Annotated in this window: 23 protein-coding genes and 2 pseudogenes; 12 read left to right on the plus strand and 13 right to left on the minus strand. The window is 70.0% G+C overall.

Annotated features, from left to right (window positions below; translation table 11 throughout):
• Positions 1 to 14 precede the first annotated feature (14 nt).
• Together AB0H88_RS23505 and AB0H88_RS23510 are read right to left on the minus strand one after the other, a co-directional pair.
• Complete coding sequence (locus AB0H88_RS23505; RefSeq protein ID WP_357647732.1) at positions 15 to 2,438, minus strand: FtsX-like permease family protein; 2,424 nt, start codon at positions 2,436 to 2,438, stop codon at positions 15 to 17.
• Between the two features lie 5 nt (positions 2,439 to 2,443).
• On the minus strand, positions 2,444 to 3,178 hold the full coding sequence (locus AB0H88_RS23510; RefSeq protein ID WP_357647734.1) for an ABC transporter ATP-binding protein: 735 nt from the start codon (positions 3,176 to 3,178) through the stop codon (positions 2,444 to 2,446).
• A 98-nt stretch (positions 3,179 to 3,276) separates the two neighbouring features.
• On the opposite strand from AB0H88_RS23510, the gene AB0H88_RS23515 reads away from it, so the two are divergent.
• Positions 3,277 to 3,885 carry a response regulator transcription factor gene (locus AB0H88_RS23515; RefSeq protein ID WP_357647736.1) on the plus strand — a complete coding sequence of 203 codons (609 nt, stop codon included), beginning with the start codon at positions 3,277 to 3,279 and terminating at the stop codon, positions 3,883 to 3,885.
• Here the strand turns inward: AB0H88_RS23515 and AB0H88_RS23520 are convergent.
• The 3 genes from AB0H88_RS23520 to AB0H88_RS23530 form a co-directional block, all read right to left on the minus strand.
• Positions 3,882 to 5,945 carry a histidine kinase gene (locus AB0H88_RS23520; RefSeq protein ID WP_357647737.1) on the minus strand — a complete coding sequence of 688 codons (2,064 nt, stop codon included), beginning with the start codon at positions 5,943 to 5,945 and terminating at the stop codon, positions 3,882 to 3,884. The genes AB0H88_RS23515 and AB0H88_RS23520 overlap by 4 nt on opposite strands.
• A 208-nt stretch (positions 5,946 to 6,153) precedes the next feature.
• Positions 6,154 to 6,837, minus strand: a complete 684-nt coding sequence (locus tag AB0H88_RS23525; RefSeq protein ID WP_357648031.1) for a transposase — start codon at positions 6,835 to 6,837, stop codon at positions 6,154 to 6,156.
• Positions 6,777 to 7,295, minus strand: coding sequence for a hypothetical protein (locus tag AB0H88_RS23530; protein WP_357647739.1), 519 nt, complete (start codon positions 7,293 to 7,295; stop codon positions 6,777 to 6,779). The genes AB0H88_RS23525 and AB0H88_RS23530 overlap by 61 nt, the downstream gene beginning before the upstream one ends.
• A gap of 25 nt (positions 7,296 to 7,320) precedes the next feature.
• Between AB0H88_RS23530 and tnpA the strand changes: the two are divergent.
• The 3 genes and pseudogenes from tnpA (at position 7,321) to AB0H88_RS23545 (ending at position 8,606) form a co-directional block, all read left to right on the plus strand.
• Positions 7,321 to 7,749 (plus strand): annotated as a pseudogene (tnpA, locus tag AB0H88_RS23535) (IS200/IS605 family transposase).
• A 95-nt stretch (positions 7,750 to 7,844) separates the two neighbouring features.
• Positions 7,845 to 8,015, plus strand: a pseudogene (locus AB0H88_RS23540) (alpha/beta hydrolase); the annotation flags it as partial.
• 243 nt (positions 8,016 to 8,258) lie between these two features.
• The gene (locus AB0H88_RS23545; protein WP_357647741.1) at positions 8,259 to 8,606 is read left to right on the plus strand and encodes a hypothetical protein; all 348 of its coding nucleotides are present in this window, start codon (positions 8,259 to 8,261) and stop codon (positions 8,604 to 8,606) included.
• Between the two features lie 104 nt (positions 8,607 to 8,710).
• On the opposite strand, the gene AB0H88_RS23550 is transcribed toward AB0H88_RS23545, so the two are convergent.
• Positions 8,711 to 8,977: a cell division protein CrgA gene (locus AB0H88_RS23550; RefSeq protein ID WP_357647743.1), complete on the minus strand. Its 267-nt coding sequence runs from the start codon at positions 8,975 to 8,977 to the stop codon at positions 8,711 to 8,713.
• A 197-nt stretch (positions 8,978 to 9,174) separates the two neighbouring features.
• On the opposite strand from AB0H88_RS23550, the gene AB0H88_RS23555 reads away from it, so the two are divergent.
• Together AB0H88_RS23555 and AB0H88_RS23560 are read left to right on the plus strand one after the other, a co-directional pair.
• The gene (locus AB0H88_RS23555; protein ID WP_357647745.1) at positions 9,175 to 9,840 is read left to right on the plus strand and encodes a DUF6069 family protein; all 666 of its coding nucleotides are present in this window, start codon (positions 9,175 to 9,177) and stop codon (positions 9,838 to 9,840) included.
• Positions 9,841 to 10,006: 166 nt separating this feature from the next.
• On the plus strand, positions 10,007 to 12,685 hold the full coding sequence (locus AB0H88_RS23560) for an AAA family ATPase (protein ID WP_357647747.1): 2,679 nt from the start codon (positions 10,007 to 10,009) through the stop codon (positions 12,683 to 12,685).
• Here AB0H88_RS23560 and AB0H88_RS23565 read toward each other — a convergent pair.
• On the minus strand, positions 12,671 to 15,073 hold the full coding sequence (locus AB0H88_RS23565) for an ABC transporter permease (RefSeq protein WP_357647749.1): 2,403 nt from the start codon (positions 15,071 to 15,073) through the stop codon (positions 12,671 to 12,673). The two genes, AB0H88_RS23560 and AB0H88_RS23565, sit on opposite strands and share 15 nt — an antisense overlap.
• Entirely contained in the window at positions 15,067 to 15,798 is a 732-nt protein-coding gene (locus tag AB0H88_RS23570) for an ABC transporter ATP-binding protein (RefSeq protein ID WP_357648032.1), read from the minus strand. Before AB0H88_RS23570 ends, AB0H88_RS23565 begins: the two co-directional genes overlap by 7 nt.
• 243 nt (positions 15,799 to 16,041) lie before the next feature.
• On the opposite strand from AB0H88_RS23570, the gene AB0H88_RS23575 reads away from it, so the two are divergent.
• Positions 16,042 to 16,536 (plus strand): DUF4142 domain-containing protein, encoded by a 495-nt coding sequence (locus AB0H88_RS23575; RefSeq protein ID WP_357647751.1) that lies wholly within the window; start codon positions 16,042 to 16,044, stop codon positions 16,534 to 16,536.
• A 31-nt stretch (positions 16,537 to 16,567) separates the two neighbouring features.
• Here AB0H88_RS23575 and AB0H88_RS23580 read toward each other — a convergent pair whose 3' ends face one another.
• Both AB0H88_RS23580 and AB0H88_RS23585 read right to left on the minus strand, forming a co-directional pair.
• Positions 16,568 to 18,442: an MOSC and FAD-binding oxidoreductase domain-containing protein gene (locus AB0H88_RS23580; RefSeq protein WP_357647753.1), complete on the minus strand. Its 1,875-nt coding sequence runs from the start codon at positions 18,440 to 18,442 to the stop codon at positions 16,568 to 16,570.
• A gap of 330 nt (positions 18,443 to 18,772) precedes the next feature.
• Positions 18,773 to 19,351, minus strand: a complete 579-nt coding sequence (locus AB0H88_RS23585; protein ID WP_357647755.1) for a TetR/AcrR family transcriptional regulator — start codon at positions 19,349 to 19,351, stop codon at positions 18,773 to 18,775.
• Between the two features lie 67 nt (positions 19,352 to 19,418).
• Here AB0H88_RS23585 and AB0H88_RS23590 point away from each other — a divergent pair, with 67 nt between their 5' ends.
• On the plus strand, positions 19,419 to 20,399 hold the full coding sequence (locus AB0H88_RS23590; protein WP_357647757.1) for an alpha/beta hydrolase: 981 nt from the start codon (positions 19,419 to 19,421) through the stop codon (positions 20,397 to 20,399).
• A 64-nt stretch (positions 20,400 to 20,463) separates the two neighbouring features.
• Here AB0H88_RS23590 and AB0H88_RS23595 read toward each other — a convergent pair whose 3' ends face one another.
• Entirely contained in the window at positions 20,464 to 20,892 is a 429-nt protein-coding gene (locus AB0H88_RS23595; RefSeq protein WP_357647759.1) for a type II toxin-antitoxin system VapC family toxin, read from the minus strand.
• Complete coding sequence (locus AB0H88_RS23600) at positions 20,889 to 21,176, minus strand: hypothetical protein (RefSeq protein WP_357647760.1); 288 nt, start codon at positions 21,174 to 21,176, stop codon at positions 20,889 to 20,891. The genes AB0H88_RS23595 and AB0H88_RS23600 overlap by 4 nt, the downstream gene beginning before the upstream one ends.
• Positions 21,177 to 21,304: 128 nt before the next feature.
• Between AB0H88_RS23600 and AB0H88_RS23605 the strand changes: the two genes are divergently transcribed.
• The 4 genes from AB0H88_RS23605 (at position 21,305) to AB0H88_RS23620 (ending at position 23,661) form a co-directional block, all read left to right on the plus strand.
• Positions 21,305 to 22,177, plus strand: a complete 873-nt coding sequence (locus AB0H88_RS23605; RefSeq protein WP_357647762.1) for a M55 family metallopeptidase — start codon at positions 21,305 to 21,307, stop codon at positions 22,175 to 22,177.
• A gap of 265 nt (positions 22,178 to 22,442) precedes the next feature.
• Entirely contained in the window at positions 22,443 to 22,988 is a 546-nt protein-coding gene (locus AB0H88_RS23610) for a hypothetical protein (protein WP_357647764.1), read from the plus strand.
• A complete protein-coding gene (locus AB0H88_RS23615; protein WP_357647766.1) occupies positions 22,985 to 23,359 on the plus strand; it encodes a hypothetical protein in 375 nt (124 codons plus the stop codon). The genes AB0H88_RS23610 and AB0H88_RS23615 overlap by 4 nt, the downstream gene beginning before the upstream one ends.
• Before the next feature lie 176 nt (positions 23,360 to 23,535).
• Positions 23,536 to 23,661 carry a hypothetical protein gene (locus AB0H88_RS23620; RefSeq protein ID WP_357647768.1) on the plus strand — a complete coding sequence of 42 codons (126 nt, stop codon included), beginning with the start codon at positions 23,536 to 23,538 and terminating at the stop codon, positions 23,659 to 23,661.
• 242 nt (positions 23,662 to 23,903) lie between these two features.
• Here AB0H88_RS23620 and AB0H88_RS23625 read toward each other — a convergent pair whose 3' ends face one another.
• Positions 23,904 to 24,263 (minus strand): 4'-phosphopantetheinyl transferase superfamily protein, encoded by a 360-nt coding sequence (locus tag AB0H88_RS23625; RefSeq protein ID WP_357648034.1) that lies wholly within the window; start codon positions 24,261 to 24,263, stop codon positions 23,904 to 23,906.
• Positions 24,264 to 24,387: the final 124 nt, after the last annotated feature.

Below are 24,387 nucleotides of genomic sequence, written 5' to 3' on the forward strand. Positions count from 1 at the left end.
ACGACGCGCTCGACCTAGTCACGCGCGCCGATCAGCTCGACCGGCCGCCGGCCGAGGACGAGGCGGCCGGGCAGCGCCGTGGCCAGGAGAGCGAGGCCGGCCGCGGCGGCGACCACCGCGAGATAGGTGAGCGGGGGGATGTGCGGCACCACCGAACCGGTCATCCCCATGCTGAACGCCGACAGCGTGACCAGCGCGATCACCGTCCCGATGGTCACCGCGACGACGACCGCCGCCAGGGTCTCCAGGCTCAGCATCCGCAGCACCTGCCGCCGGGTGGTGCCGACCAGGCGTAGCAGGGCGAGTTCCCGCGACCTCGACGACGTGGACATGGCGATCGTGTTGACCACGGCGATCGCCGTGAACGCGATGATCAGCCCCATGGCCACATAATTCACCTCGCCGTTGGCCCCGCCCGCCTCGACCGCCTGGGCCCGGTCCAGTACGCCGACCCCCGACACGGCCCGTTCCAGGTCCGCCCGCGTCACCGAGGGGGCCGCGACCAGCACGGTCCCGAGCGGGTCGTCCACGTGCCCGGCCACCAGCGCGTGGGAGAGCGTGAGCTCGCCGAATCCCAGCCCCCGCGAGTAGATCGCGACGACGCGCAGCTCGGCGGGGGTGCCGTCACCCAGTGTCAGGCTGATCTTCGCGCCCGCCGCGACGCCCAGCCGTTCGGCCGCCGTCCGGCTGACCGCGACGGAGCCGTCATCGAGGTCGCCGAGCGAACCGGAGAGCACGCCCAGGTCCATGGTCCTGCCGAGCCCGTCGGCGGTCACGGCCTGCGCGCCGTACTTGTCCAGGCCCACCCGCACGGAGGTACGCAGCACTTCGGTGACCGCCTCGACACCCGGAAGCCGCCGCACGGCCGCCGCCGTGCCGGAGGGTACGTGCGGGCCGAGGACGTGCTCCGCTCTGGTGCCCGCTGTCGCCTGCTCCTGGGCCGCGTACCCCATGGTCGTCTGTACGAACAGGATCGTGCAGGTCATCGCCACCATCAGGCTGAGCGGCGTGACGACCGAGCTCAACCGCTTGGACGTGGCCCGCAGGCCGGCGGCGGCCAGGTATCCGCTCGTCCGGGCCGCGCGCAGCGGCACCCCGAGCAGGGCGGCCGCCACCTGCGCGATCACCGGGCCGAGCAGGGCCACGGCGACCGTCCACACCAGCGCGGTGAGCAGGGTGACCGGGCCGGAGGCCGCCTCGCTCGACAGGGCCGACAGCACCAGAGTCAGCGCGACACCGCCCGCGGCGCACAGCAGACCGGCGACCATCCTGCCCAGGGGGATGCGCGCCGTCGGCAGCTCCGCCTCACCGAGTGCCTCCACCGGGCGGATCCGTACGGCGCGGCGAGCCGAGAGGTAGGCCGCCGCCCAGGCCGCCACCACGGCCGCGCCCAGCGCGGCGAGCAGCGGATACGGACTGACCACCAGCCGCAGGTTGTCCGGCATCGCGCCCAGCGCGACGAACCTGGACCGCAACCAGAATCCCAGCCCGGCACCGGCCGCCGAGCCGAGGGTCCCGGCCACCACGCCGACCAGCAGCGCCTCGCCACCGAGCATCCCGCGTACCTGGCGAGGAGTAGCGGCGACGGCCCTGAGCAGGGCGATCTCCCGCTGGCGCTGCTGGATCGACAGCGCGAACGTGCCGACCACGACGAGGATCGCCACCAGCAGCGAGGTCCCGCCGAGCGCGCCGCCCAGGCTGATCAGCTTCACCCGCGACTTCTCGGCGTCCAGGAACTCCACGGCCCCGCGTTCGTCCCCGGTGTAGGCGAGCGCGCCCTTGACCACCTCGGACACGTCCACCCGCGGAAAGACGCCGATCGCGGCCACCTGCCCCGGCCGTCCCGCCAGGCGTCGCGCCTCTGCGGTGGCGAAGAACAGCGTGTCCTGGCTCGGCAGGTCCTGGGCGGTGACGCCGGTGACCAGGTAGGTCCTGTTCCCGGCCGCCGTCCGCACGGGCACGCGCGCGCCCACCGAAAGCCCTGACGCGGCCTCCACGACCACCTCTCCCGCCGCCCTGGGCTCACGTCCCGTGCGCACCGTGTACGGGGTGAGCGCCGCCGACTCCCAGCCGTGCCCCTGGAACCGGCGGCCCGCGACGTAGGCGGGAAAGGTCACCTCGGCGACCACCCGCGACACCCCGGGAATCCGGCGCAACCGGTCGGCCAGGGACGCGGGCACCCAGACCCGCTCGGACAGCTGCTTGGCCTTGGTCTTGGTCTTCGTCTCGGACGCGCGGACCGTCTGGCGGGCGAACTGGTCCCCGCTGACGATCACCGGGGCGCCCGCGTAGCGTTCGGGCGCCACGCTTCCGCGCAGTCCCGTCTCCAGCAGCATGCCGCAGGCACAGACCAGCGCGGCGGCGCAGAACAGGGCGACGAACGCCCCGGCGAAGGCGGCCTTGCGGTGCCGGAGCGTCCTCAGGGCCACAGAGATCATGGAGGTCAACGCACCCACGCTCCCAGCCTGGTCATCCGCTCGGCGACCTGCTCCGAGGTGGGCGCCGCCACGGAGTCCACGATCCTGCCGTCGGCCAGGAACAGCACCGCGTCGGCGTACGAGGCGGCCACCGGGTCATGGGTGACCATCACCACCGTCTGTCCCGTTACGTCCACGATCTCCCGCAGCAGCGTCAGCACGTCACGGGCGGTCATCGTGTCCAGCGCGCCGGTCGGCTCGTCACCGAACACGACCTCCGGACGGGTGACCAGCGCCCTGGCGATGGCCACCCGCTGCTGCTGGCCACCGGACAACTGCGCGGGCCGGTGGCCCGTCCGTCCCGTCAGGCCCACCTTGGACACGACCTCGTCGAGCCATGCCCGGTCCACCCGTACGCCCGCCAGGCGCAGCGGCAGCGTGATGTTCTCGATCACGGTGAGCGCCGAGACCAGGTTGAACGCCTGGAATACGAAGCCGATCCGCTGCCTGCGCAGCTCGGTCAAAGCGGTCTCGTCCATCCCGGCCAGTTCGGTGCCGCCGAGCCGTACCGAACCCGAGGACGGCACGTCCAGTCCCGCCGCACAATGCAGGAACGTGCTCTTGCCCGATCCCGAAGGGCCCATGACCGCGGTGAAACTCCCGCGGGGAATGCCTATCGACACCTCGCGCAGGGCCGCGACCGCGCCCTGCCCCTTGCCGTACACCTTGCTCACCGCGTCCAAGCGCAGCACGTCTGTCATGGCTCCCAGCCTGCTGACCAGGTACGGCGCGGACCAGAGACACGATCACGCCTGCGCCATGACCTCATCATGATCCGGACACTGGTAGACATATCCCTGTGATTCATGTGCTTCTGGCCGAGGACCAGCACGTCATCAGAGGCGCCCTGGTCGCCCTGCTCGGCCTAGAGCCGGACCTGAAGATCGTGGCCGCGGTCGAGTCGGGCGACGCCGCCGTTCCCTCAGCCTTGGTCCACCGACCGGATGTCGCGGTGCTCGACATCGACATGCCCGGCACGCTCGACGGCCTGGCCGCCGCGGCCGAGATACGCGCGAAGCTGCCGTCGTGCCGCACGCTCATGCTGACCGGGCACGGCAAGCCGGGTCACCTGCGCCGGGCGCTCGGGGCGCAGGTGGACGGGTTCCTGCTGAAGACCGCGCCGCCCGAGGACCTGGTCGCGGCGATCCGCGACGTCGCGGCCGGCCAGCGGGTGCTCGACCCCTCGCTGGCGGTCACCGCCTGGGACCTGGCCGACAACCCGCTGACTTCGCGAGAGGCCGACGTGCTGCGGCTGGCGGCGGGCGGCGCCGACGCGGCCGAGATAGCGACCCGGCTCTTTCTCGGCGCGGGCACGGTACGCAACTACCTGACCGCCATCGTCGCCAAGCTCAATGCCCGCAACCGTACCGACGCCGTCCGCATCGCCACCGAGGCGGGCTGGATCTAGCCGACCATGTGCAGGGAGGTCGGCGCCTGGGCCGTCAGCTCGAACCAGTCGTTCTCGCGAGCTGTGCCGAGCCGCCCGTCCAGGGCCGCCAGGCGGGTGGTCAGGTTGCCGATCCCAGCCGAACCGGGCCGGCCTTCCGACGAGCGCACGCCGTCGTTGCGTACGCTGAGCCGTACCATCCCGTCCTCCACCACCGTCGTGATTACACAATGCCGGGCCGAGCTGTGCCTGAGCACGTTGGTCACCGCTTCCCGGAGCACGGTGGCCAGGACGTTCTCCACCTCGGTGGACAGCTGCGCGTGCGCGAGATCGAGCTCCACCTGGATGCCCGCGGCGGCCAGCACCGACCGTGCCGACTCGGCCTCGGCGGCCAACGACATCGCCGGCCGCTCACCGGAGATGACCCGCAGATCCCCCTCTGCCTTCTCGGCCATCGCCAGCACGTCCGCCAACTCGGTCCGGGCCCGCGCGGCGTCCAGGCGTCTGGCCAGCTCGCACTTGAGCAGGATCGCGGCCAGGCTGTGGCCGAGCAGGTCGTGCAGGTCGCGAGCGGCGCGCAGGCGCTCCTCGACCACGGCGGCGCGGGCCAGCGCCTGCCTGGCCTCCTGCAACTCCCGCACCAGCTGAGCGAGTTTGAGCAGCCCGTACACGACCAGACCGGTCACGAGCGTGCTCGCGGTGAAGTTGACCGTCAGCGGGACCGGCAGGCCGAGCAGCACCGCGCTCACCGCCACGCTCGCCATCACGCACCCGACCAGCGGCCAGGCCACGCTCCACGGGAACGCGAGCAGGAGCGGACCGGCGAGGAACCCGGCCGCGCCCAGCCAGGCCCGTCCGAACACCGGGATCGGCAGGTAGACCAGCAGCGCCAGCAACGCGAGCGCGAGCATGTGCCGCCCGTTGATCGAACGGAGCTGCATGACGACGATCACGGCGAGACAGGCGGCTGCGGGCACCATCAGGCTCGCGGGGACGAACAGCAGCGCCTTGATCGAGAACCCGACCAGCACCGCGGCGAGCAGCGCGACCGACAGCCGATAAGCGCCCGGGTCCTCGGCCGCCTCCGCTGCCTCCGCCGGCCCCTCGGGCAGCAGGGCGTCCACGGTCAGCCGGCCTTCGGCGGACAGGCCCGTGGTCAGGCTGCCGCCCGCCGCACCCAGCTGCCGGGTCAGGTCGGCCAGGCCTTCGTCCTCAGCCGTGCGGGCGCCGTCGTGGGTGACGCGCAGGCGTACCGTCCCATCGGCGGCGGTGGTCTCGATCACGCATGTCCTGGCCGTGTTCTGGCGTACCGCCTCGGTCACCACCTCGCGCAGCACCGCCGCGAGCAGCGCGCCCGCGGGGCCGAGCGGCTCGGAGTGCCCGACCCGCGTCTCGGTCTCGATCGCCGCGGCCGTCAGCATCGCACGGGCGGTCGTCATCTCAGGCGCGAGTGACGTGGCGCGGTAGCCCGCGGCGGCGTTCCTGGCGTCGGCCAGGGAGCGGCGGGCGGTGGCGACGACCTCGCCGAGCGTCTCCGCGGCGCGTTCCGGTCGATCCACGGCGGACCGGACGCCCACGGCGATCGCCGCGAGCCCTCTGCCGAGGCCGTCGCTCAGCCCGGTGGCGATGCGCAACCGTTCCTCGGCCGCCGCCGCGAGCGCCAGCGCGAGCCGGGCGGCGTACATCTCGTCCACCCGATCGGTGAGCCGGGTAAGGCCGTAGATCACCAGGGCGACCAGCACCATGCTGATCGCGGGGTCCGCCGGACCGACGACGGCGGCGCTGACCGCCACCAGGGGGGCCAGCGGCCATGCCGGGGTCAGCAGCAGCGATCCGCCCAGGAAGCCGAGGATCCCGACGGACGTGCCGAAGCCGAGCGTGGCCGCGTAACCGACCGCCGCCTGTACGACCAGCAGCCACGGCCCCCTGAACCGCCTCAGGGAGCGCAGTACGTAGACCAGTTGCAGCCCGAACGCCACGATCGCGAGCGGCGAGCCCGCCAACACATAGACGGACGCGAACCCGGCGAGCACCACGATCACGATCCCCCGCGCCAGGCGCGGCACCGGAACCTGCGACAACTCACTCCCCCGTGTCAGATCGGGGGCAAGCCTACGGGTTGTCCGTTTTGTGAAGAGGTCATGGGTGTTCGGTGACGCGGTCTCTGGCTCGGAGTTCCGCGGCTCGGCAGAGTCGTTGACGCAAGCCGAACGATCAGTCAGCTTATCGGCCGTAGACGACCGAGCTTGCAGCTCCTCGCCGTCGATGGCTTCGACGGTCCGGTCCGCGTCAGGCAGCGTGACTCACTGCCCAGCCCGTCTGACCGCGTGCGGCGATGTTGCGGGCTGCGTTGACGTCCGCGTGCTCAGCGAAGCCGCACGACGTACACGAGAAACAGGCTTGATCGAGCCGGTTGTTGCGGTCCACATGCCCGCACGACGAGCACTGCTGGGAGGCGAAAGCCGGATCGACGTGGATGACGGCGATCCCGGCCCGGGCCGCCTTGTAGCCGACGAACGCTCCCAGTTGGTGGAAGCTCCAGGAATGCAGCGTGACCCGCTGGGGCTTGCGAAGCCGTACCCGGTCCCGGATGCCCTGGAGGTCTTCCAGGGCGATCCCTTGGCCGGTGCGTTCTGCCTCGGTCACGATCTGCTTGGCGATGACATGATTGGTGTTGGCGGCGAACCGCGCTTCTTTGCGGCGGCGCTGCTTGAGCAACCGCTTGGCGGATTTGGTGCGTTTGGCCTGCAGGCGGCGGCGTAGCTCGCGATGGCGGTGCCGGACCGCGTTCAGGGCCTTGCCACTGTGCCGGGCTCCGTCGCTGGTGGTGGCGATGTTGACGATGCCCAGATCCACCCCCAGGAAGGCATCCGGGTTTTTGATGCGGGGGTCGGGCAGGTCGCAGGTCGCGATCAGGAACCACCTGCCGTCCCGGTAGAGGAGATCGGACTCGCCCTTGCGGTGTGCCGACAGGTCTTGAGCTGTTCGGCGGAGGCGGTGAACCTGAGGTTCTTCAGCCTCCCGGCCACCGACCAGATCGACACCGTCCGCGCGTCGATCTGCCAGGACAGGCAGCGGTCGTCGAAGGGCTGGGCGGCCTCAGCGCGGAAGGCGATCGGCGTGGATTCGGCCCGTACCCGGCGGGCGGAGCCTGCCTTGCCGAGGTTCCCGGCTCGGATACTGGCATGCAGGGTGGCGTAGGCGTCGGCGACCTTCTTGATGACGTGCTGCGCGGCCTGGGCGGCCAGCCCGTACCGGTCCTTGATCTGCGTGTAGGTGTGCTTGCGCAGGTCGTAGTTGCGGAACGTGCGCTGGGCGTGGGCGTGGCGGGAGACCTGGCAGGCGGCCGCGTTGACCGCGCGCAGGGTCGCCTCCAGCGCCGCCGCCTGCTCGGGCGTCGGCAGGAGCCTCACCTGCACCACCAGCCTCACAATCGAACACTTTATCGTTCGGTCCATGTCACCGCGATGGGAATCCAATCCCGATATCCGCAGGGGGCGCACCGTCGCCTGCCGCCTCCACGCCCATTTGGTCTTCATCCCCATATACCGGCGCAAAGCGTTCACCGACGAGATGCTGCGCCGCTGTGAAGCCATCATGATCGAGGTATGCGACAACTTCGGCGCCGTCCTGGTCGCGTTCAACGGCGAGCACGATCATGGGCACCTGCCGATCCACTACCGCCCAAAGTGGCCCTGTCGGTCCTGATCAACTCCCTGGAAGGGCGTCTCGGCCCGACTCCTGCGCAAAGAGTCCGGCCCACACGTGCGCCAATACCTGCAGGGCGGGCACTTCTGGTCCCCGTCCTACTTCGCCGCCTCCTGTGGCGGCGCCCCACCATCGATCATCAAGGAGTACATCGAAAACCAGAAACAGCCGGACTGACCCGCTCACATGAACCAGCCGTCACGGGACCGCTCGAGGCTGGAGGCCCTCCCGCGCCGGGCGTTTCCTCCCGGGCGTAAACGCCCGGCGTTCCACGGCAGATTCCGCTGAAGATGCGGCAGGCGTTCGGGCATCGGGCCCGCATGGTCAGCGTCGACTCCGGCGGCCACGGCTCCTACCTCGCCAACGGCAACGCCTGCGGCGACCAGACCGTCACCGGTTTCCTGACCACCGGCCGCCTGCCGAACCGCGACAAGGCCTGCTGACCGGCCTTCGGCAGCTCACCGATGGAGACTCCGCCGCGCGGCCACGCGGGCCATCGCCGGAGAAAAAATCATTCACAATACGCGCAGGTCGCGCGGGCCGCCGAGTGGCCGAAACCCCGCCAGGGACGCCTAATTGGGGCGCACTTTAATGAATGACGAGCTAGCGTGACAAAGGTCAACACCTCTCGTCACGCTGGCCGGCGTGCTTCACTCCGGCCACGTCAGACACGAAAGGGATCTGGCTTGAACGTCAAGAAGCTCGCATCCGCCCTGGTGGCCACCGCCGCCGCAACCGCGCTGCTGAGCGCCCCGACCGCCGCCACCGCGGACGTCTCGGCCACGCACAAGAAGTCCGCCAAATGCGCGTCGCCAAGTGGATCGAAGATCAATATCTCCTGGGGTGACGGCAACGTCTCCACCACGGTCTACTTCAACAACCACTGCAACCAGAAGCGCGCCATCAATCTCCAGTTCGTTCAGGAGAGCGGCAAGATCTTCGACAAGTGCATCACGGTCAACCCCAAGACCAAGGGCAAGAAGAAGATCGGTTACAGCATGCCCAACAAGGTGACGCTACCCAAGAGCTGCTAGGCAGCCCAGGCGCGCCGCTGCCCTGTTCAGGCGCGTGCTCAGGGGCGGCGGCGTGCCGCCAAGGCCAGTGCTCAGGGGCGGCGGCGTGCCGACAAGACCAGTGCTCAGGGGCGGCGGCGTGCCGACAAGACCAGGGCCACCAGCAGGAACACCCCGAAGACCGCGCCCAGCAAGAGCAGCCCGAACCCCACCAACAGATTCCAATTCCCGAATTCACCGAGAACCGGGAGAGTGGGATCCACGTAGTACATGACGATCAACAGGACGCCGACGATCCAGGCGGCGGACATCGCCACGGCCCACCGTCGCACGGAGCGTGTGGACTGCCGGGGCGGGGTGGGCGTTCCTTCACGGGGATAGGGCTCAGACACCGATTTCGCTCCTGCCGTCAGCCGGGAATCGCGCGCAGTGCGCCGACGACGCTATCGGATAAGGGGCGGCCGATGAACCCAGAACGTGGCGAGGCGATCCACGGGACACACCGCGCGCACGGCGCGTCATCCGCTCTTGACAGCGCGTGTATGGTTCCGTAAGTGCTTGATCAGCATTCGCGACAAAGGTGATTCGCATGTCATATCCCTCCCATGACCGCCATCATCGCCACTCGGGGTCGGCCCGACCGAGAGTCAATCCGGCGCGAGTGTGGGGAGGCGGCGTGGCCGCCGCCGTGGTGGCCGCACTGATCGTGGTCGTCGGAGCCATGATCAGCAACCGGCTCCTGGGCATCCGTGCGCTCACTCCGTACGGGAACTCCGCTTACGGCAGCACGGCGATCACCGGATACGCGATCTCGGCCGCCACGGCCGCGCTCCTCGCGACGCTCCTGCTCTATGTCCTCATGCTGTCGACGCCGGAGCCCACCAAGTTCTTCGGCTGGATCGCCGGGCTCTTCACCGTGATCATCACGATCCTGCCGTTCATGTACTCCGTGGACCTCATCAGGCAGGTCGCCACGGCCGCCATCAACCTGGTCGTCGGCATCGCCATCTTCTCGCTCCTGGCCTCGATCGGACGCACGGCCATGGAGTTCGAGCGCGTACCGGATCCCGAGCCGTATCCGTACGAGCAGGGCCGCGGGTATGAGCCGCAAGGATACGAGCAGCGCGGATACGACCAGCGCGGACAGGACCCTCGGGGACACGAGCACCGGGGACACGAGCAGCGCGGGTATGAGCGTCCTCGCGAGTACGAACAGCGCGAATACGAGCGCCGAAGCCGCGACCCGTACAACTGATCGGGAACTGTCGGTAAGCGGATTCCCGGCTCCGCTCGTCCCAGGGAAGACCCCACCCGCGAGAGGACCCGAGGCGGACCAGTCCACTGGGACGCGCCAACAGCGGCTTTTGCCAGCCCGTACTCTTTTCCGGTGACTTGGTATCACCTCTCAGGGCTGACCGCGCATGCTTAAGGGCAGACAAGAGGACCAGGCGGTCGTCGACGGGCTGCTGGAGAACGCGCGAGCGGGGCGCAGCGGCGCTCTCGTGATCTACGGTGATCCGGGCATCGGCAAGAGCGCCCTGCTGAGAAGCGTCGCCGAACGGGCTACCGATCTGCGGGTGCTCCGCAGCGTCGGGGTGGAGACCGAGGCCGAGCTCCCGTTCGCGGCGCTGCACCAGTTACTGCGGCCGGAGCTGGCTCGCGCGGAGGCGCTGCCCGAGCGACAGGCGCTCGCGCTGAAAGGCGCGCTCGGCCTCGGTGAGGCCGCGGGCGAGGACCGTTTCCTCATCGGACTCGGGACGCTGTCCTTGTTGTCCGAGATCGCCGAGGACGGCCCGCTGCTCTGCCTGGTGGACGACGCGCACTGGCTGGATCGGGCCTCCGCGGACGCGCTGGTCTTCGCGGCCAGGCGGCTCGACGCCGAGGGAGTCGTCCTGCTCTTCGCCGCACGTGACGGGTTCAACGCGCAGGGCCTGCCGGAGCGCCGGCTCGGCCCGCTCGACGCGGAGTCGGCGGCCGAGCTGCTGACCGAACGCGACCCGCACCTGGCGGAGGGCCTCAGAAGCCGGGTCCTGACCGAGAGCTCCGGCAACCCACTCGCGCTGATCGAGCTGCCGCGCACCGGCGACCCGTTCACCCCGATGCCGCTGCCACGCCGAATCCAGGAGGCGTACGCGACCCGCATCGCGCGACTGCCGGACGGAGCCCAGCTGATGATCCTGCTCGCCGCCGTCGAGAACACCGGCGACCTGGGCACCGTACTCCGGGCGGCCGAACGGCTCGGGATCGGCGCCGAGTCACTCGGTACGGCCGAGCGGGCCGGCTTCCTCACCTTCGCCGACGGCGGCGGCCTCACTTTTGCGCACCCGCTCATGCGGGCCGCCGCCGTCCATTCGGCCGCCTTCGACCAGCGGCTGGTCGTGCACCGGGCGCTGGCCGACGTGCTGGACGACCAGGACGACAGGCGGGCCTGGCACCTGGCCGCGGTCGCTCTGAGGCCCGACGAGCAGGTGGCCATCGCGCTGGAACGCGCCGCGGAACGGGCCAGGACACGGCACGGCCACGCGGCGGCGGCGGCCGCGCTCGAACGCGCCGCCGAACTCACCACCGACCCGGGATCGCTGGCCAGACGGCTGACGGAGGCGGCCGTGGCCGCCGCGGACGCGGGGTTGCCCGACCGGGCCCAGGCGCTGGCGGAAAGGGCTGCCCGCCTCGTCGAAGACCCGCGCTCCATCGCCAGGCTGGCCGGGCTCCGCGCCAGGGTCGCCTTCGAACGCGGCTCCGTCCATACCGCCCACGACATTCTGCTCTCCGGCGCGAGCCGGGTCGCCGAGCTGGACCCGGTCGCCGCCGGTCTCATGCTCATCGACGCGGGACGCAACGCCTGGCAGCTCAGCGACCCGCGGCGGGTCGAGGAGGCCGCCGTACGGCTGCGCCGCCTGCCGCTGCGCCAGGAGGACGGTCTGGACACCGCCGTGGACGCGGTCGAGGCGGCCGCCGAGTCGCTCGGCCACGGTCCGGCCAGAGCGCTGCCCGGCATGCGCCCGCTGGTGCTCGACGCGCGCGGTATCGAGCGCGGCTCCTACGGTCTGCGGGTCAACGGCGCGTTCGTGGCTGGGCTGGTGGGCGAGTTCGAGGCGCAGCGGGAGATCTCGGCGGCGCTGGTCGAGGAGTGCGGTGCGCTCGGCATGACCGGCTGGCTGCCGATCGCGCACGTGACGCTGGCCGCGTCCGCGGTCTATCTCGGCCGGTTCGCCGACGCCAAGGCTGATGCCTCGGAGGGGCTGAGGATCGCCAGGGACTTCGGCCAGCCGCACCGGACCGGTTACCTGGAGGGCATGCTGGCTTGGATCGCCGCCGTCGAGGGCGACGACGCCAGGTGCGCGGAGCTGGCCGCGCGCTGTGCCGAGCATTTCACCGTGACCGGCATCGCCAATGGCGTGGCCTGGTCGGAGTGGGCCCAGGCGATGCTCGATCTGAGCCGTGGCCGCCACGCGCAGGCGCTGGACCGGCTGGAGTCCGCCCTCTCCGGGCCGGTACGCCACCAGATCCAGGCCGTCTATTTCGCTGCCGACCAGGTGGAGGCGGCCGTCCGCGCGGGACTGCCGGACCGGGCGAAGGAGCCGCTCGAACGGCTGGCGGAATGGGCCGGCGCGGCCCGGCTCGACTGGGCCGACGCGGTGCTGGCCCGCTGCCGCGCGCTCCTCGAGCCGGGCGACGAGCTTTTCTCCGCCGCGCTGAAGCCGCACGGCCGGCCCTTGGAACAGGCCAGGACCGAACTGGTGTACGGCGAATGGCTCCGCCGCGAGCGGCGCAAGCGCGACGCGCGTACCAAACTGCGTGCCGCGCTGGAGACGTTCCAGCGGCTCGGCGCCGCCCCGTGGGCCGAGCGGGCCGCGGCCGAACTCCGCGCCGCCGGGGAGATCATCGCCGCTCCCGCCGCCTTCGACAAGCTGGCCGGCCTCTCGCCGCAGGAGCTGCAGATCGTCCGGCTGGCCATGACGGGCCTGACGAACCGGGAGATCGGCGCCAGGCTCTTCGTCAGCCCCAAGACCGTCAGCTACCACCTTTACCGGGCCTTCCCCAAGCTCGGCGTCTCCTCCCGGGTGGAGCTGGCCAGGCTGGACCTAGGCGCGGCGTAGCGCGGGTGCCACGGCGGCGGCGATCGCGAGCGCCACGCATCCGGCGATCACCGCGCCGACCGCCGGCCAGGGCACACTGATCGCGATCGGCCCGGCGATCTGCACCAGCGAGCTCCAGAGCCCGCCCAGGCTGATCGCCGCGACGGCGGCGGCCAGCAGCACGCCGATGGCCACGACCAGGAGCGCCTCACCGGCGACATACCTCACCACCTGGGCGCGGGTCGCGCCGAGCAGTCGCAGCGACGCCCGCTCCGCCGACCGATCGGAAGCCGCCATCAGCAGGATGTTGACCAGCGAGATCGCGGTGTAGGCGAGGATGATGCCGAGCACCACCAGGAGCCCGAGGCGGCTGGCGGAGCCGCGCCGGTCGCCCGTCTCGCTCACCCAGGCGTCCTTGGTGAGCGCCCGCGCGTTGTGCCCCTGTGTGGACCGCCGCAGAGCGGACTCCACGTCCCGCGCCGAGGCTCCTGGCCGCAGCTTCACATAGGCCGTGGTCACCGGCGCGGAGAAGGCGTGTGCTGTGGTGACGTAGGAGTCGGACGGCGCGTTCGGGGCGAGCAGCGCGACCACCTTGAGCGAGATCTCGCTGCCGTCGGCCCGCCACAGCTTCGCGCTCTCGCCGAGTTCGAGTTCCCACGTCTCCGAGACCGCGATGGTCCGGTCGTTCAGCTGAGCCAGGGAGCCCTTGGTCACCGGGATGTCGAGCATGCTCCCGAACCGGGCCGGGTCCACGGCCTCGGTAGGCCGCTGGATCAGCGCGGTCTTTCCCTCAAGGGTGTACATACTGGTCGGGGCCGTGGTCGCGATCTCCACCTCGCGGATGGCCCGCAGGCGCTCGACGAGTTGCCGATCCAGTCCTACCGATCCTTCGGGGAGCACCAGGTAGTCGGCCCGTACGGGTGCCGCCTGCATCGCGGTCTTGGCCGCGTCGGTCATCGCGGCCGCGCCGAGCAGCGCGGCCGCCAGTCCCACCGCCACCAGGACCGGTGCCGCCGTCGCCGCGGTCTGCCTGACGGAAGTGGCCGCGGCGGCGGGCACCAAGGTGGCGCCCGCGCCACGAAGGCGGCTCAGCGGTACGGCGAGCAGCCTGGCGACCGGTCGCACGACGATCGGGGCGAGCAGTCCAACGCCCGCCACGAGCAGCATCAAGATCGGCATGAACGACTTGTTGTTGGTCGCGCCCTGCGGATCGCTCACCGCGTTCATCGCCATGCTGATCAGCGCGGTGGTGAACAGCCCCACGCCGACGAGCAGGCGCCCCCAGGTCATCACCCGAGGCTCGATCGCGGCCTCGCGCATGGCCTCCGCCGGGTGCACCCGACCGGCCCGCCTGGCCGCGACGCTCACGCCGGCCAGCGCGACCACCACGCTCACGGCGAAGGCCGTGACTGCCGGCCAGGTCTGCCTGCTCGGCACCAGCCAGGCAGGCGCCATCCCGAGGCCGACCAGCCAATCCAGAATCGGCCCCGCGGCGTACGGCCCGGCCAGCGCCCCCAGCGCGGAGGCGGCCACGGCGACGAATCCGGCCTCTCCGTACACCATGCGCCGCACCTGGCGGCGGGTCGCGCCGACCGTCCGCAACAGCGCGAACTCGCGCCGCCGCTGCGCCACCGCGAACGCGAACGTCGACGACACCACGAAGACGGCGATGAACACGGCGAATCCGGCGGCGATGCCGACGATCGTGTTGGCGTTGTCGCGGGCCCGCTCATCGCCCTCGCGGTTGGGGTCCATCAGCGCCCGCTCCTGCCCGGTGAGCACGGGTACGCCGCTCGGCCTCGTCCACAGGGCGAGCGCGTCGATGCGCGGAGACAGCCTGGCGGCCTGATCGTCGGTGAAGAACACGGTGGGCGGGCCGTCCGTCACACCCACCACGGTGTACGGCTTCGTCCCCGACCGCGTGATCACGCTCACCTTGTCGCCCACCCGGGCTCCCGCGCTCACCACGATTTCCCGCGCGGTCCGCGGCGCCCGGCCTTCGACCAGCCGCTGCGGCGCCGTACGGGACGCCGACCAGGGCCGACCCACCGCGTCCCCGCCCAACTTGTTCTGTCCCATCCCGTCCTGGCCGCTCGCGACCTGCGCGGGGAAGATCCGGTCGACGACCGCGCCGGGAAAGCGGGCGGCCAGCTCGGCGGTCAGGCCGTGTCTCTCCGCCAGCGGCCGGCTCTGCTCTCCCTGCCAGGTCTCCACGCGCAGCTGCTCGTCGGGCACGACCACGTACGGCACGGCGGCGTAACGCTGCGGGGCGCGGTCGGGAGAGTCCACAGTGGTGGCCAGCACCTGACCCATCGCGGCGATCAGGGCGGCGCCGAGCGCGAGTGCGAGGAATGTGCCGACGAAGGAGACCAGGCGAGTGCGCAGGGTGTGCCACGCGATGTTCAGCACGACTCCTCCAGCATCAGCATGCGGCCCGAGACGGCCTCGGCCGTGGGGTCGAGCAACTGACCGCAGATCCGGCCGTCCGCGAGGAACAGAACCCGGTCCGCGTACGCCGCCGCGGCCGGGTCGTGGGTGACCATCACGACCGTCTGCGCATGCCGGTCCACCAGCGAGCGCAGCAGCCTCAGCACGTCCCGGCTGGTGTTGGTGTCCAGCGCGCCGGTCGGCTCGTCGCCGAAGAGCACGGCGGGCCTGGCGACCAGCGCCCTGGCGATGGCCACGCGCTGCTGCTGGCCGCCGGACAGCTCGGCGGGACGGTGCCCGGCCCGCTCCGCCAGACCGACCGCGTCCAGGCTCTGCCGTACCAGCTCACGGTCCACCCTGCGGCCCGCCAGCTTCAGCGGCAGCGCCACGTTCTGCTCCGCGGTCAGGGAGGGCAGCAGGTTGAACGACTGGAACACGAATCCGATGCGGTCGCGGCGCAGTAAGGTCAGCTTCCGCTCCGTCAGCTGGGTCAGGTCCCTGCCGTCCACCATGATCCGCCCCGACGTGGGCTTGTCCAGGCCGGCCGCACACTGCAACAACGTGGACTTGCCCGATCCGGACGGCCCCATCACAGCGGTGAAGGTGCCACGCCCGAACCCGACGGTCACGTTGTCGAGCGCGGTGACGCCGTGCGCGTAGTGCTTCGTGACCGCCGTCAACTCAACCGCGGAGTCCAAGGCTTCCATGAGTTTCACGATCAGAACGCTAGGGACGCCGGCCCACCCGCGGTATCGGACAAGTGACTAGGACCAGACCCCCGCCGCTTCGTTCCCTTCACCAAGAGCAGGTGCTTGGCGGCCGACTCGGTGCGGCCCATGCGTTCATTTTGATCACACATGAGTTCATCTGGAGCCAGCGGAGGGCACCAAGTCGGAACAGACAAACCGACCAAAGAAGGACATTCAATGCACAAAGCGATCATTCCCATCATGTTCGCCCTTGCGATTACCGTGATGCCTCCCGTGGCCGCCGGCGCGCTCACGCACCTGGACGTGAACGAACAGGACCGGACCTTCCTCCGGCAGGCACACCAAGGCAACCTGACCGAGATCCAGGCCGGACAGGCCGCTCAGGACATGGGCGCCAGCCAGGCGGTCAAGGACCTGGGCGCCAGACTGGTCAGCGATCACACGAAAATGGACGACGACGTGAGCCGGGTCGCCAAGCAGGCAGGGGTGGACCTGCCCGACAAGCCGAGTGCCGCCCAGCGCCGCCAGCTCGGAGAGGTGGCCGGCAAGAGCGGCGAAGCATTCGACCGGGCATGGCTGGCCGCGCAGATCGCCGGACACCGCCAGAGTCTCGCCAACGGCGCCAGGGAACTGCGGAAGGGATCCTCCCCCGAGGTGAAGCAGCTCGCCACCGACGCCAAGCCCATTGTCCAGAAGCACCTGGACCTGCTGCTGGAGGCCAAAAGCGGCACCTGAGGCGTGCGCTCGAAGGCCGGGGAGCGGCGCGTCAAAGGTCCAGGATGACGTCCTCGCGTGGCCGGGAGCAGCAGATGAGCGCGTCGCCGTCGGCGGGCGCGTCGAGCGGCTCGGGCGAGTAGTCGACGCTTCCGGCCAGCAGGCCGCTCTCGCAGTTGTGGCAGACGCCAGTGCGGCATGACCAGCGGGTGGGCACGTCGCAGGCTTCGGCGAGCTCCAGCAGGCTCGTGTACGCGGTGCTCCAGCTCACCGTCAGCCCGCTGCGCGCGAAGGAGACCGCGGGCCCGTCGCCCGGCGGACCCGCGGGCTGGTGCACGGGAGTCACGGAGGCGCCGGTGATGCCGGGCGTCAGAGACGGACCGGCGCCGAAGATTTCCGTACGGACATGGGAGGGAGCGAGGGCGGAGGCGGCGAGCGCGACCGGAAGGTCCCGCATGAGCGCGGGTGGGCCGCACACGTATGTGTCGGCGCCGCGTGGCAGGCCGAGGCCGCAGAGCAGGTCGAGAGAGAGCCGGCCTTTGGATTGGTAGTCGACGCCCTGCCGGTCGCCGGGGGCCGGACGGCTGTAGCAGACGTGCCGGTGCGCGTTCGCCAGCCGACCGAGCAGGTCACGGCTCTCGTCGGCGAAGGGGTGCTCGGTGCCGTCGCGAGCGCCGTACAGCCACCACACCTCACGGGAGGATCGCTCGACGGCGAGCGCGTGCAACATGGCCATGACAGGGGTGGCACCGATCCCCGCCGAGATCAGGACAACGGGACCGTCACCGGCCACGAGTGTGAAGGCGCCTCGCGGGGCCGCGCACTCGAGAACGTCTCCGGTACGCAGATGAGCACGCAGGTATCCGCTGGCCGCCCCGTGCGACTCCTGCTTGATGCTGAGGCGATAGTCCGCGCCGCCCGGCGGGCCGGACAGCGAGTAACTGCGGATCAGCGACGGCCCGCCGCTCTCGGATGGCACCCGAACGGTGAGGAACTGGCCCGGCAGCGCGGCAGGAAGCGGATCGCCGTCGGGGGCGCCAACACGCGGGTCGCCGTCGGAGGCGGCAGAACGCGGGTCGCCATCGTAGGCGGCAGGACGCGAGTCGCCGTCGGAGGCGGCAGGATGCGAGTCGCCGTCGAGGGCGGCCAGCGTCACGGAGAACACGCTGGCGCTCTCCGCCTCGATCCGCTTCACCCGGAGCGGCCGGAACCCCGGCCAGGCCGGCGGCGGAGAGACGGCTGGGGCCAGCCCCGCGTTGCCTCCAGCTGCGCCGGAGGCGTCGCCGTCCTGGTCGAGCAGCGCCTGCAACGACGTTCTCCAGCCGGGGCTGAGAGCGGGAATGCGCAGCGCCCGCGCGAGCTGCCGACGGGAGTGGCCCGGCAGGTACAGCAGCGCGTCGATATCGGTGACCGTGACCTCCTCGGGGCCGGAGGCGACCTTGACGAACTCCTGCCCCGCCTCCACCCGGCCCTCGACGAGGACCTTCAGGTAGAAACCCGGACGCCGGTGGGACACCAGCAACGCGGCCATCTGGGGCTCGCCCATTCGCAACCCCACCCGGTAGCAGGTGACACGCGGCTGGGTGACCTCGAACAGCGCCTCGCCCACCTGGAACCGGTCTCCGACGCAGACCTCGTCGTCCGGCAGCCCGTCGACGGTGAAGTTCTCCCCGAACTGCCCGTAGGCGAAGTCATCGCGACCCAGGTGCTCCTGCCAGTGACGGTAGGAGTCGAGCTGATAGACCAGAACGGCGCGATACTCACCGCCGTGCCCGGCCAGATCCCCCTGACCGTCCCCCTCGACGTTGAGCCGGCGCACCATCCGCGGGCCCGTGACGGCGTACTTCCACACGCCGGTGCGCACCGTCTTGCCCTGCCAGGCGATGTCCTGCGGAAGGCCGACGTTGACCGATACCAGCCGCGCCATGCGTCCCTCCTCGCGTCAGAGTCCGTGTACGGGGGCGAGTCGTGGCGTAAACCGAACGTACAGAACGGATAGCAACAAAACGGTCATGCACCGTTCGCCGGAACAGGTTTCTGGGTCTCACCGCATTCAACCTCGCTTCGCCCGCACAGGCCGAGATACCCGGCTATGTCAAGCAGGGCACCTACGGCTGGCCCGACCAATGCGCCGGGATCGGCTACGACGGTCAGACCAACCACACCTGGCGCCAGTACTACTGCGAAACCGTCATCCCGACCAACTGGAATGCTCCCGGCCTTTACTACCTGTGGGTGCAGTACTAAAACAGCAGGCCTAGGTCGGATCGGCACCGTCAGCGAAGTGCGCCAGAACCATCTCGGCCAATGCGGCCACGTCGGCGTCGACCATCGGCTCACCGGTCATGCCCATCCGGTGGAGCAAGGTTCCGACGACGACGTCGACGAAGAACAGGACCCGGTGCTCCGGCTCGCCGAGCGCTTCCTGGAGCGCGAGCCGGTACGGGTCCTGCAACCGCGCGGACAGGATCTCGCGCACGGCCGGATCACTGACGGCGTCGCTGAACACGCCCGCGAACGCGTCGCCCACCCCGGGCTCGCCGATCTTCGCCGCGATCCAGTGGATGGCCGAGGACATGAGCTCGGCCCGGCTGACGCCCTCCAGCGGCACCGGGCCGAACGCCTCCAGCAGGCAGTCCACGATCAGCGCGCCCTTCGACGGCCAGCGACGATAGATCGTCGTCTTCGCGACACCGGCCGCGGCGGCGATGCGATCGACGGTGGCACTCGCGTACCCGAGCTCGTGCACCGTGCTCAGCGTCGCGGCGAAGACCACGTCGTTGAGGCCGGCGCGTGGGCGGCCGGGCGGCCGGGCGGAGGTGGTCGTTCGGGTCATGCTCACACGATATCCCTTTGCGCTACCATCGGTATCGATACTTGCCGTAGCGAAACCAGGGGGACAGATGAGCGAGGCCACCGGTACGGAGCGGCCGCCGCTGGGCATCCGGTTGATGCATGCCCTGCAGAAGGAGCCGGACTGGTTGGCGATGACAGCCGAGGAACTGGTCGCCCTCCGCGACACGGTGAACCGCAAGCGGGCCTCCCGTCTGGCGCGGCTGATCACCGGGTTCCCTGACCGCGGCGCCACGATCCAGTGGCAAGAGGTAGCGCTACCCGACCGCCGGCTCCGGGTCCGGGTGTACCGGCCCTCGCCCGGGCACGGCGGCGAAGGCCTGCCACTTGTACTCCACGTGCATGGAGGCGGGTTCGTGGGTACGGCCGTGCAGAGCGACTGGGTGAACAGCCACCTCGCTGCCCAGCTGCCCGCAGTCGTCGTCTCGGTCGAGCATCGCCTCCTCGCCCCGGACACTCCGCTGTCGGCGGCCGTCGACGACGGCTGGGACGTACTCCGGCACGTGGTGCGGCACGCCGCGCAGTGGGGAATCGACCCGGCACGGACCGCCGTCTTCGGTGAGAGCACCGGCTCGATGGTCACCGCCCTGGCCGCGATCCGGGCCGGGGAGTCCGGCCTGCCCCTGCGGGCGCAGGTGCTGGTCAACTCCCCTGTCGACCTGACCTCGGCGGGATTCGACCACGCCTCGATGCGCCAGTACGCCAACAGCCCGGCCCTCACCCTGACGCAGATGCGGTTCTTCCAGCAGCTCGCCGTTCCGCAGGGAACGGATCCTCGCGCGTTGTCACCGCTGTACGCCGACGACCTGAGCGGGCTGGCCCCAGCGCTCGTGGTGGTGCCGACCATTGATCCGGTGGCCGATCACGGCCGCTGCTACGCCGAACGGCTGCGGGCGGCCGGGACGCCCGCGCGGCTCACCGAATATCCGGGAGCGACGCACGCGTTCCTCAGCATGCCGGGCGTGGTGCCGCAGGCCAAGGCCGCGCGGGCGGAGATCGTCGAGTTCCTGCGCGAAGCCTTCGCCGGGTGACGGGGCTGAAGGGTCACCGCAGAGCCGGTTCGGCGAGCGCCGCATCTGCTCGCCGCTCCTGAGGCTAACCCGTCGCGCCGCAAGGTCGCGTCACGGCGACCACGCTCACGAGCCGTTCCAGGCCGTCAAAGTCCTTGGGGTTCGCGGTGAACAAGGGCAGTTCGTTACTGGCGGCTGTCGCGGCGATCATCAAGTCGGCGGTCCGGCTTCGTGGCTGTCGGCCCTGCGCGTACACGACGGCACAGATCTGCCCGAACACGCGGGCTGCGTCGGCGTCGTACGGCAGTGGGTCGCCAAATGCCGCTTCGGCATACTGGAGCACCGCGACCCTTCCCGCGTGCCTGACCGGATCATCGGTGGAGTACGGGCCACGCGACAGTTCGCTGAGCGTAACGGCGGTGATCGCCGACTCCGCGGGCAGTTCGGCGGGATCGAAGAGCTTGAAGGCGGCCACGATGTTGGTGTCGAGAACGCCCCGCTCATGCCGGATCACAGGCCGGTCCCATCGAACGGATCGCGTAGCTCGTCATCGATCATCGTGTCCAGATCAGCCCGTACCTCGCCCCAGTCAATGGCCGGGGCGGTGGCGAACACGGCCTGCGCCTCAGCTGTAGGGACGAACCTGCGGCGCTTGATCGGCTTCACTTCGGCCAGCGGCTCGCCGTTGATCGTCAGTATGTACCGCTTTCCCTCGCGCAGGCCGCGCGTGACGCTGCCAGAGTCGTTGACGAACTGGCGCACGCTCACCTCGGTCGGTCGAGGCCTCGGAGCATCCATAGCTCAACCGTACCCCCTTGTACCACGACGTACCACGAGATACACCGGGCAGGTGACAGGGATCCCGTCGGACATGATCTACATGCCGGCCGACCGCACCGGCGAGGGACCGCAGAGCGCTCGATACCATGGCGCTTCAGCCGCCGGCGTACGTGCGAACGACCTGGAAAGGCGTGATCGAGATGCGGGTGCTTGTCTCGGTGGACATGGAGGGAATCGCCGGAGTGGTCGATGGCGATGATGTCAGTCCCGGCCACAGCGAATACGAGCGCAACCGCAAGCTGCTCACGGCGGAGGCCAGCGCAGCCGTCCGTGGCGTCCACGCCTACGAGGCAGGCGCCCAGGTACTGGTCACCGAGGCCCACGCGCGGTTCCGCAATCTTCTCCCCGAACTGCTGGACCGGCGTGCCGAGTTACTGCGTGGCGCGCCCAAGCCCGGCGGAATGATGGCCGGACTGGCGGACAGTATCGACGCGGTGCTGTTCATCGGCTATCACGGCAAGGCGGGCACGCCCCGCTCGGTCATGGCTCACACCGTCTCTGGCGGAGTGATCGCCGACGTGCGCTGTAATGGCCGCTCCCTTGGCGAGATCGGCTTGAACACCGCGCTCGCGGCGCACAGCGGCGTACCGCCGGTCCTGGTGAGCGGCGACGACACCGTGGCGGCGGAGGCGGCAGAGGTTGCCCCGGGCATCCGCTCAGTGGTGGTCAAACAGGCGCTGGGCGCTCGCGCCGCCGCGCTACTGCATCCCGACGAGGCATGCGACAGGATCGAACAGGCGATACCTGAGGCGCTGGCCGGCCGCGGGGCCGTCCGTCCGCTGCGCTTCGACGGCCCCGTGCAGTTGGAAGTACAGGTACATCGGCCGCGGATGACCGAGCACGCGCTGCTGGTGCCGGGAATGGAACTCGAAGACGGCCGCACGCTGCGCTACCCGGCACCGGACTTCCCGACCGCATACCAGGTCACTGAACTCATCGCCACGCTCGGCGCCATCTGATCCCGATCCGAACGATGAACGCATCGGTAAATGTGGCGGAGCACGATCACCACGAGCGCCCCTGTGCCGGAGGTGTGGCAAGCCTGCGTCCGGACGTCACAGGTGACGGAGTGATTGGAGCTCGGTGATCACATCTGCTCCGGTGGGCGCGTGGTCCGGATCCACCAGCCACTGCAGCATCAGACCGGTCAGCAATGCGAGCGGCGCACGGCCGAGCCCTTCTCGTCCCTGGCGTTGCCCTTTGGCGAGGTGTTCACGTACCTCTGTGATCGCTCGGCCTGCACCGCGGACCACCTCCCCCACGCTGGACCGCCGCGACCGCAAGGAGCAGGAACAGGCCGTGCGGGCCGCCTTCGCCGAGCACGACTGGGAAGTGCCCCGGCTGCTGGAGGCGATGAGCGAGGCCGGCGACTTCTACTTCGGTTCCTCCTGTCAGGTCCACCTGGACCGCTGGTCCCACGGCCGGGTCACGCTGGTCGGCGACGCGGGCTACTGCGCCGCGCCCACCAGCGGCATGGGCACCTCGCAGGCACTGATCGGAGCATGGGCGCTCGCACACAACCCAAACCGCCCTCGTCTGCCGACGACTCAAGCTCTGACCGGCGGCGGCGTCGTCCGCATCAAGGACAGCCGGGGCGAACTCACGAACGCCGCTACCACCACGGTTTTACAGTCCCTGGGCCGCCAGGGGCGCTACGCTGGGTGTCGGCTTGACCACGAAGAAGATGCTCGGTCGGAACAGGATCCTCTGGTGATGCACTCTCGCCTGCCCTCTGGTCGAAGTCGGGAAGTGCGAAGATGGTCATCATGAGCATGAAGCGGCAGGGCGAAGTCTTGAACGAACTGGCCATGGCGATCCGCAACATGCGAATTCCAGACGCGCCGCACATCCAGAAGGCTTCGGTTGAGCCGTACCTCGATGCCGATGGCGAGGCAGCACTCCGAGCTGTGATCATTATGGACACGCCCGACGAGAACGGGTGGCCGGCCGAATTCACCCATGCGTTGCGTAGGGAGGTGAACAAGCTTGTCGCTCAACGCCAGATCGATGAGCACGTCTACGTCAAGCTGTTCACCCCTGAAGAATTCCAAGCCCGGGAAGACGTCGACGAGCCACTGGAAGACAACAACACAGGCGTTATTGACCAGGCCCTGATTAGGGATCAGCAGGACTGGCCGTGAGGCGAGACTTCAAGGCAGACGACTACCTCCATCTAGCCGACACCCTCGCAGGCCGTACCGCTGGGCGCGGCCGTCCTCGGACTGCCTACCTGAGGCGTGCTACATCAACGGCCTACTATGCGCTCTTCCATGAGCTCGTACAGCATGGCGCGAGGCGCGCGGCCAGGAGTGGGCCCGTGGAGCATCAGCAAGCCATCGGCCGCTGGTATGCCCATGGCAACTTCAAGAAGGCCGACCTTCATCAGTTCGACATGTTCTGCCTGCTCGCCCTCGGCGGCGACCGCATGATCAGGAACAGCTGAGTAAACGAGAGAGTTGACCTGAGGCGTCAATTGCCCTCAGGCGTCGAGCCGTGGGTCGCCTGCGCCTTTGCCCATGGCATGCACCGCGCCCGGTCGGCTCGCCGTCCACCACCGGCAACGCCGCGCGGTGGACCGGGACGCCTTGTCGTGATCGCTCACGCTCGATGTCCCGGCCCGCGCCTACCAGTTCGCGGACGACCCCCGGGGTCACACCGGCAGGCCGATCCCGCCACCTACGATGATCACAAGAGGTGCTCCTTCTGGATTCCGCTAGCGAGCAGGCCTGTGCCGTCGCGCTCGACGATCGGCACCGGGCCGCGGATCACCGCCAGGCTGGCGTGGTATCCGCGGGGCGGGTTGAGGGACAGCAGCGTCGCCTCCCCCTGTTCGGTCAAGACACGCACCGGCTCTCCCGTGCCGACAACATCCACCTGGTCGGGGGCGTGGTCGAGGCCGACTCCCAGGGCTTTCAGCACCGCCTCCTTCCTGGTCCAGAGCCGCAGGAACGCCGACGGGCTGCTGGGCGGGTCGAGCGCGTCCAGGGCACGGCGTCGAGGTGACTCGCGACCTGCCCGCCGCATTCCTCCCCCAAGAGCACTCATGAGCGCCGCACCAGTGGAGGACACCCCGGGGGTACTGCCCTCCAGGCTGGGCGTCGAGGCGATCGACCACGACCTCGACGTAGGCGAACTCGTCGGCGTCGCCCTCACCGAGCGGGAGACCCGC

The organism is Nonomuraea sp. NPDC050680 (assembly GCF_040654555.1).
Lineage (GTDB): Bacteria > Actinomycetota > Actinomycetes > Streptosporangiales > Streptosporangiaceae > Nonomuraea.

Coding starts and splice junctions, on each gene's coding strand:
- AB0H88_RS23505 (WP_357647732.1), bottom strand. CDS start 2,438: ATGATCTCTGTGGCCCTGAGGACGCTCCGGCACCGCAAGGCCGCCTTC.
- AB0H88_RS23510 (WP_357647734.1), bottom strand. CDS start 3,178: ATGACAGACGTGCTGCGCTTGGACGCGGTGAGCAAGGTGTACGGCAAG.
- AB0H88_RS23555 (WP_357647745.1), top strand. CDS start 9,175: ATGTCATATCCCTCCCATGACCGCCATCATCGCCACTCGGGGTCGGCC.
- AB0H88_RS23560 (WP_357647747.1), top strand. CDS start 10,007: ATGCTTAAGGGCAGACAAGAGGACCAGGCGGTCGTCGACGGGCTGCTG.
- AB0H88_RS23570 (WP_357648032.1), bottom strand. CDS start 15,798: ATGGAAGCCTTGGACTCCGCGGTTGAGTTGACGGCGGTCACGAAGCAC.
- AB0H88_RS23575 (WP_357647751.1), top strand. CDS start 16,042: ATGTTCGCCCTTGCGATTACCGTGATGCCTCCCGTGGCCGCCGGCGCG.
- AB0H88_RS23580 (WP_357647753.1), bottom strand. CDS start 18,442: ATGGCGCGGCTGGTATCGGTCAACGTCGGCCTTCCGCAGGACATCGCC.
- AB0H88_RS23585 (WP_357647755.1), bottom strand. CDS start 19,351: ATGACCCGAACGACCACCTCCGCCCGGCCGCCCGGCCGCCCACGCGCC.
- AB0H88_RS23590 (WP_357647757.1), top strand. CDS start 19,419: ATGAGCGAGGCCACCGGTACGGAGCGGCCGCCGCTGGGCATCCGGTTG.
- AB0H88_RS23600 (WP_357647760.1), bottom strand. CDS start 21,176: ATGGATGCTCCGAGGCCTCGACCGACCGAGGTGAGCGTGCGCCAGTTC.
- AB0H88_RS23605 (WP_357647762.1), top strand. CDS start 21,305: ATGGCGCTTCAGCCGCCGGCGTACGTGCGAACGACCTGGAAAGGCGTG.
- AB0H88_RS23615 (WP_357647766.1), top strand. CDS start 22,985: ATGAGCATGAAGCGGCAGGGCGAAGTCTTGAACGAACTGGCCATGGCG.
- AB0H88_RS23625 (WP_357648034.1), bottom strand. CDS start 24,263: ATGAGTGCTCTTGGGGGAGGAATGCGGCGGGCAGGTCGCGAGTCACCT.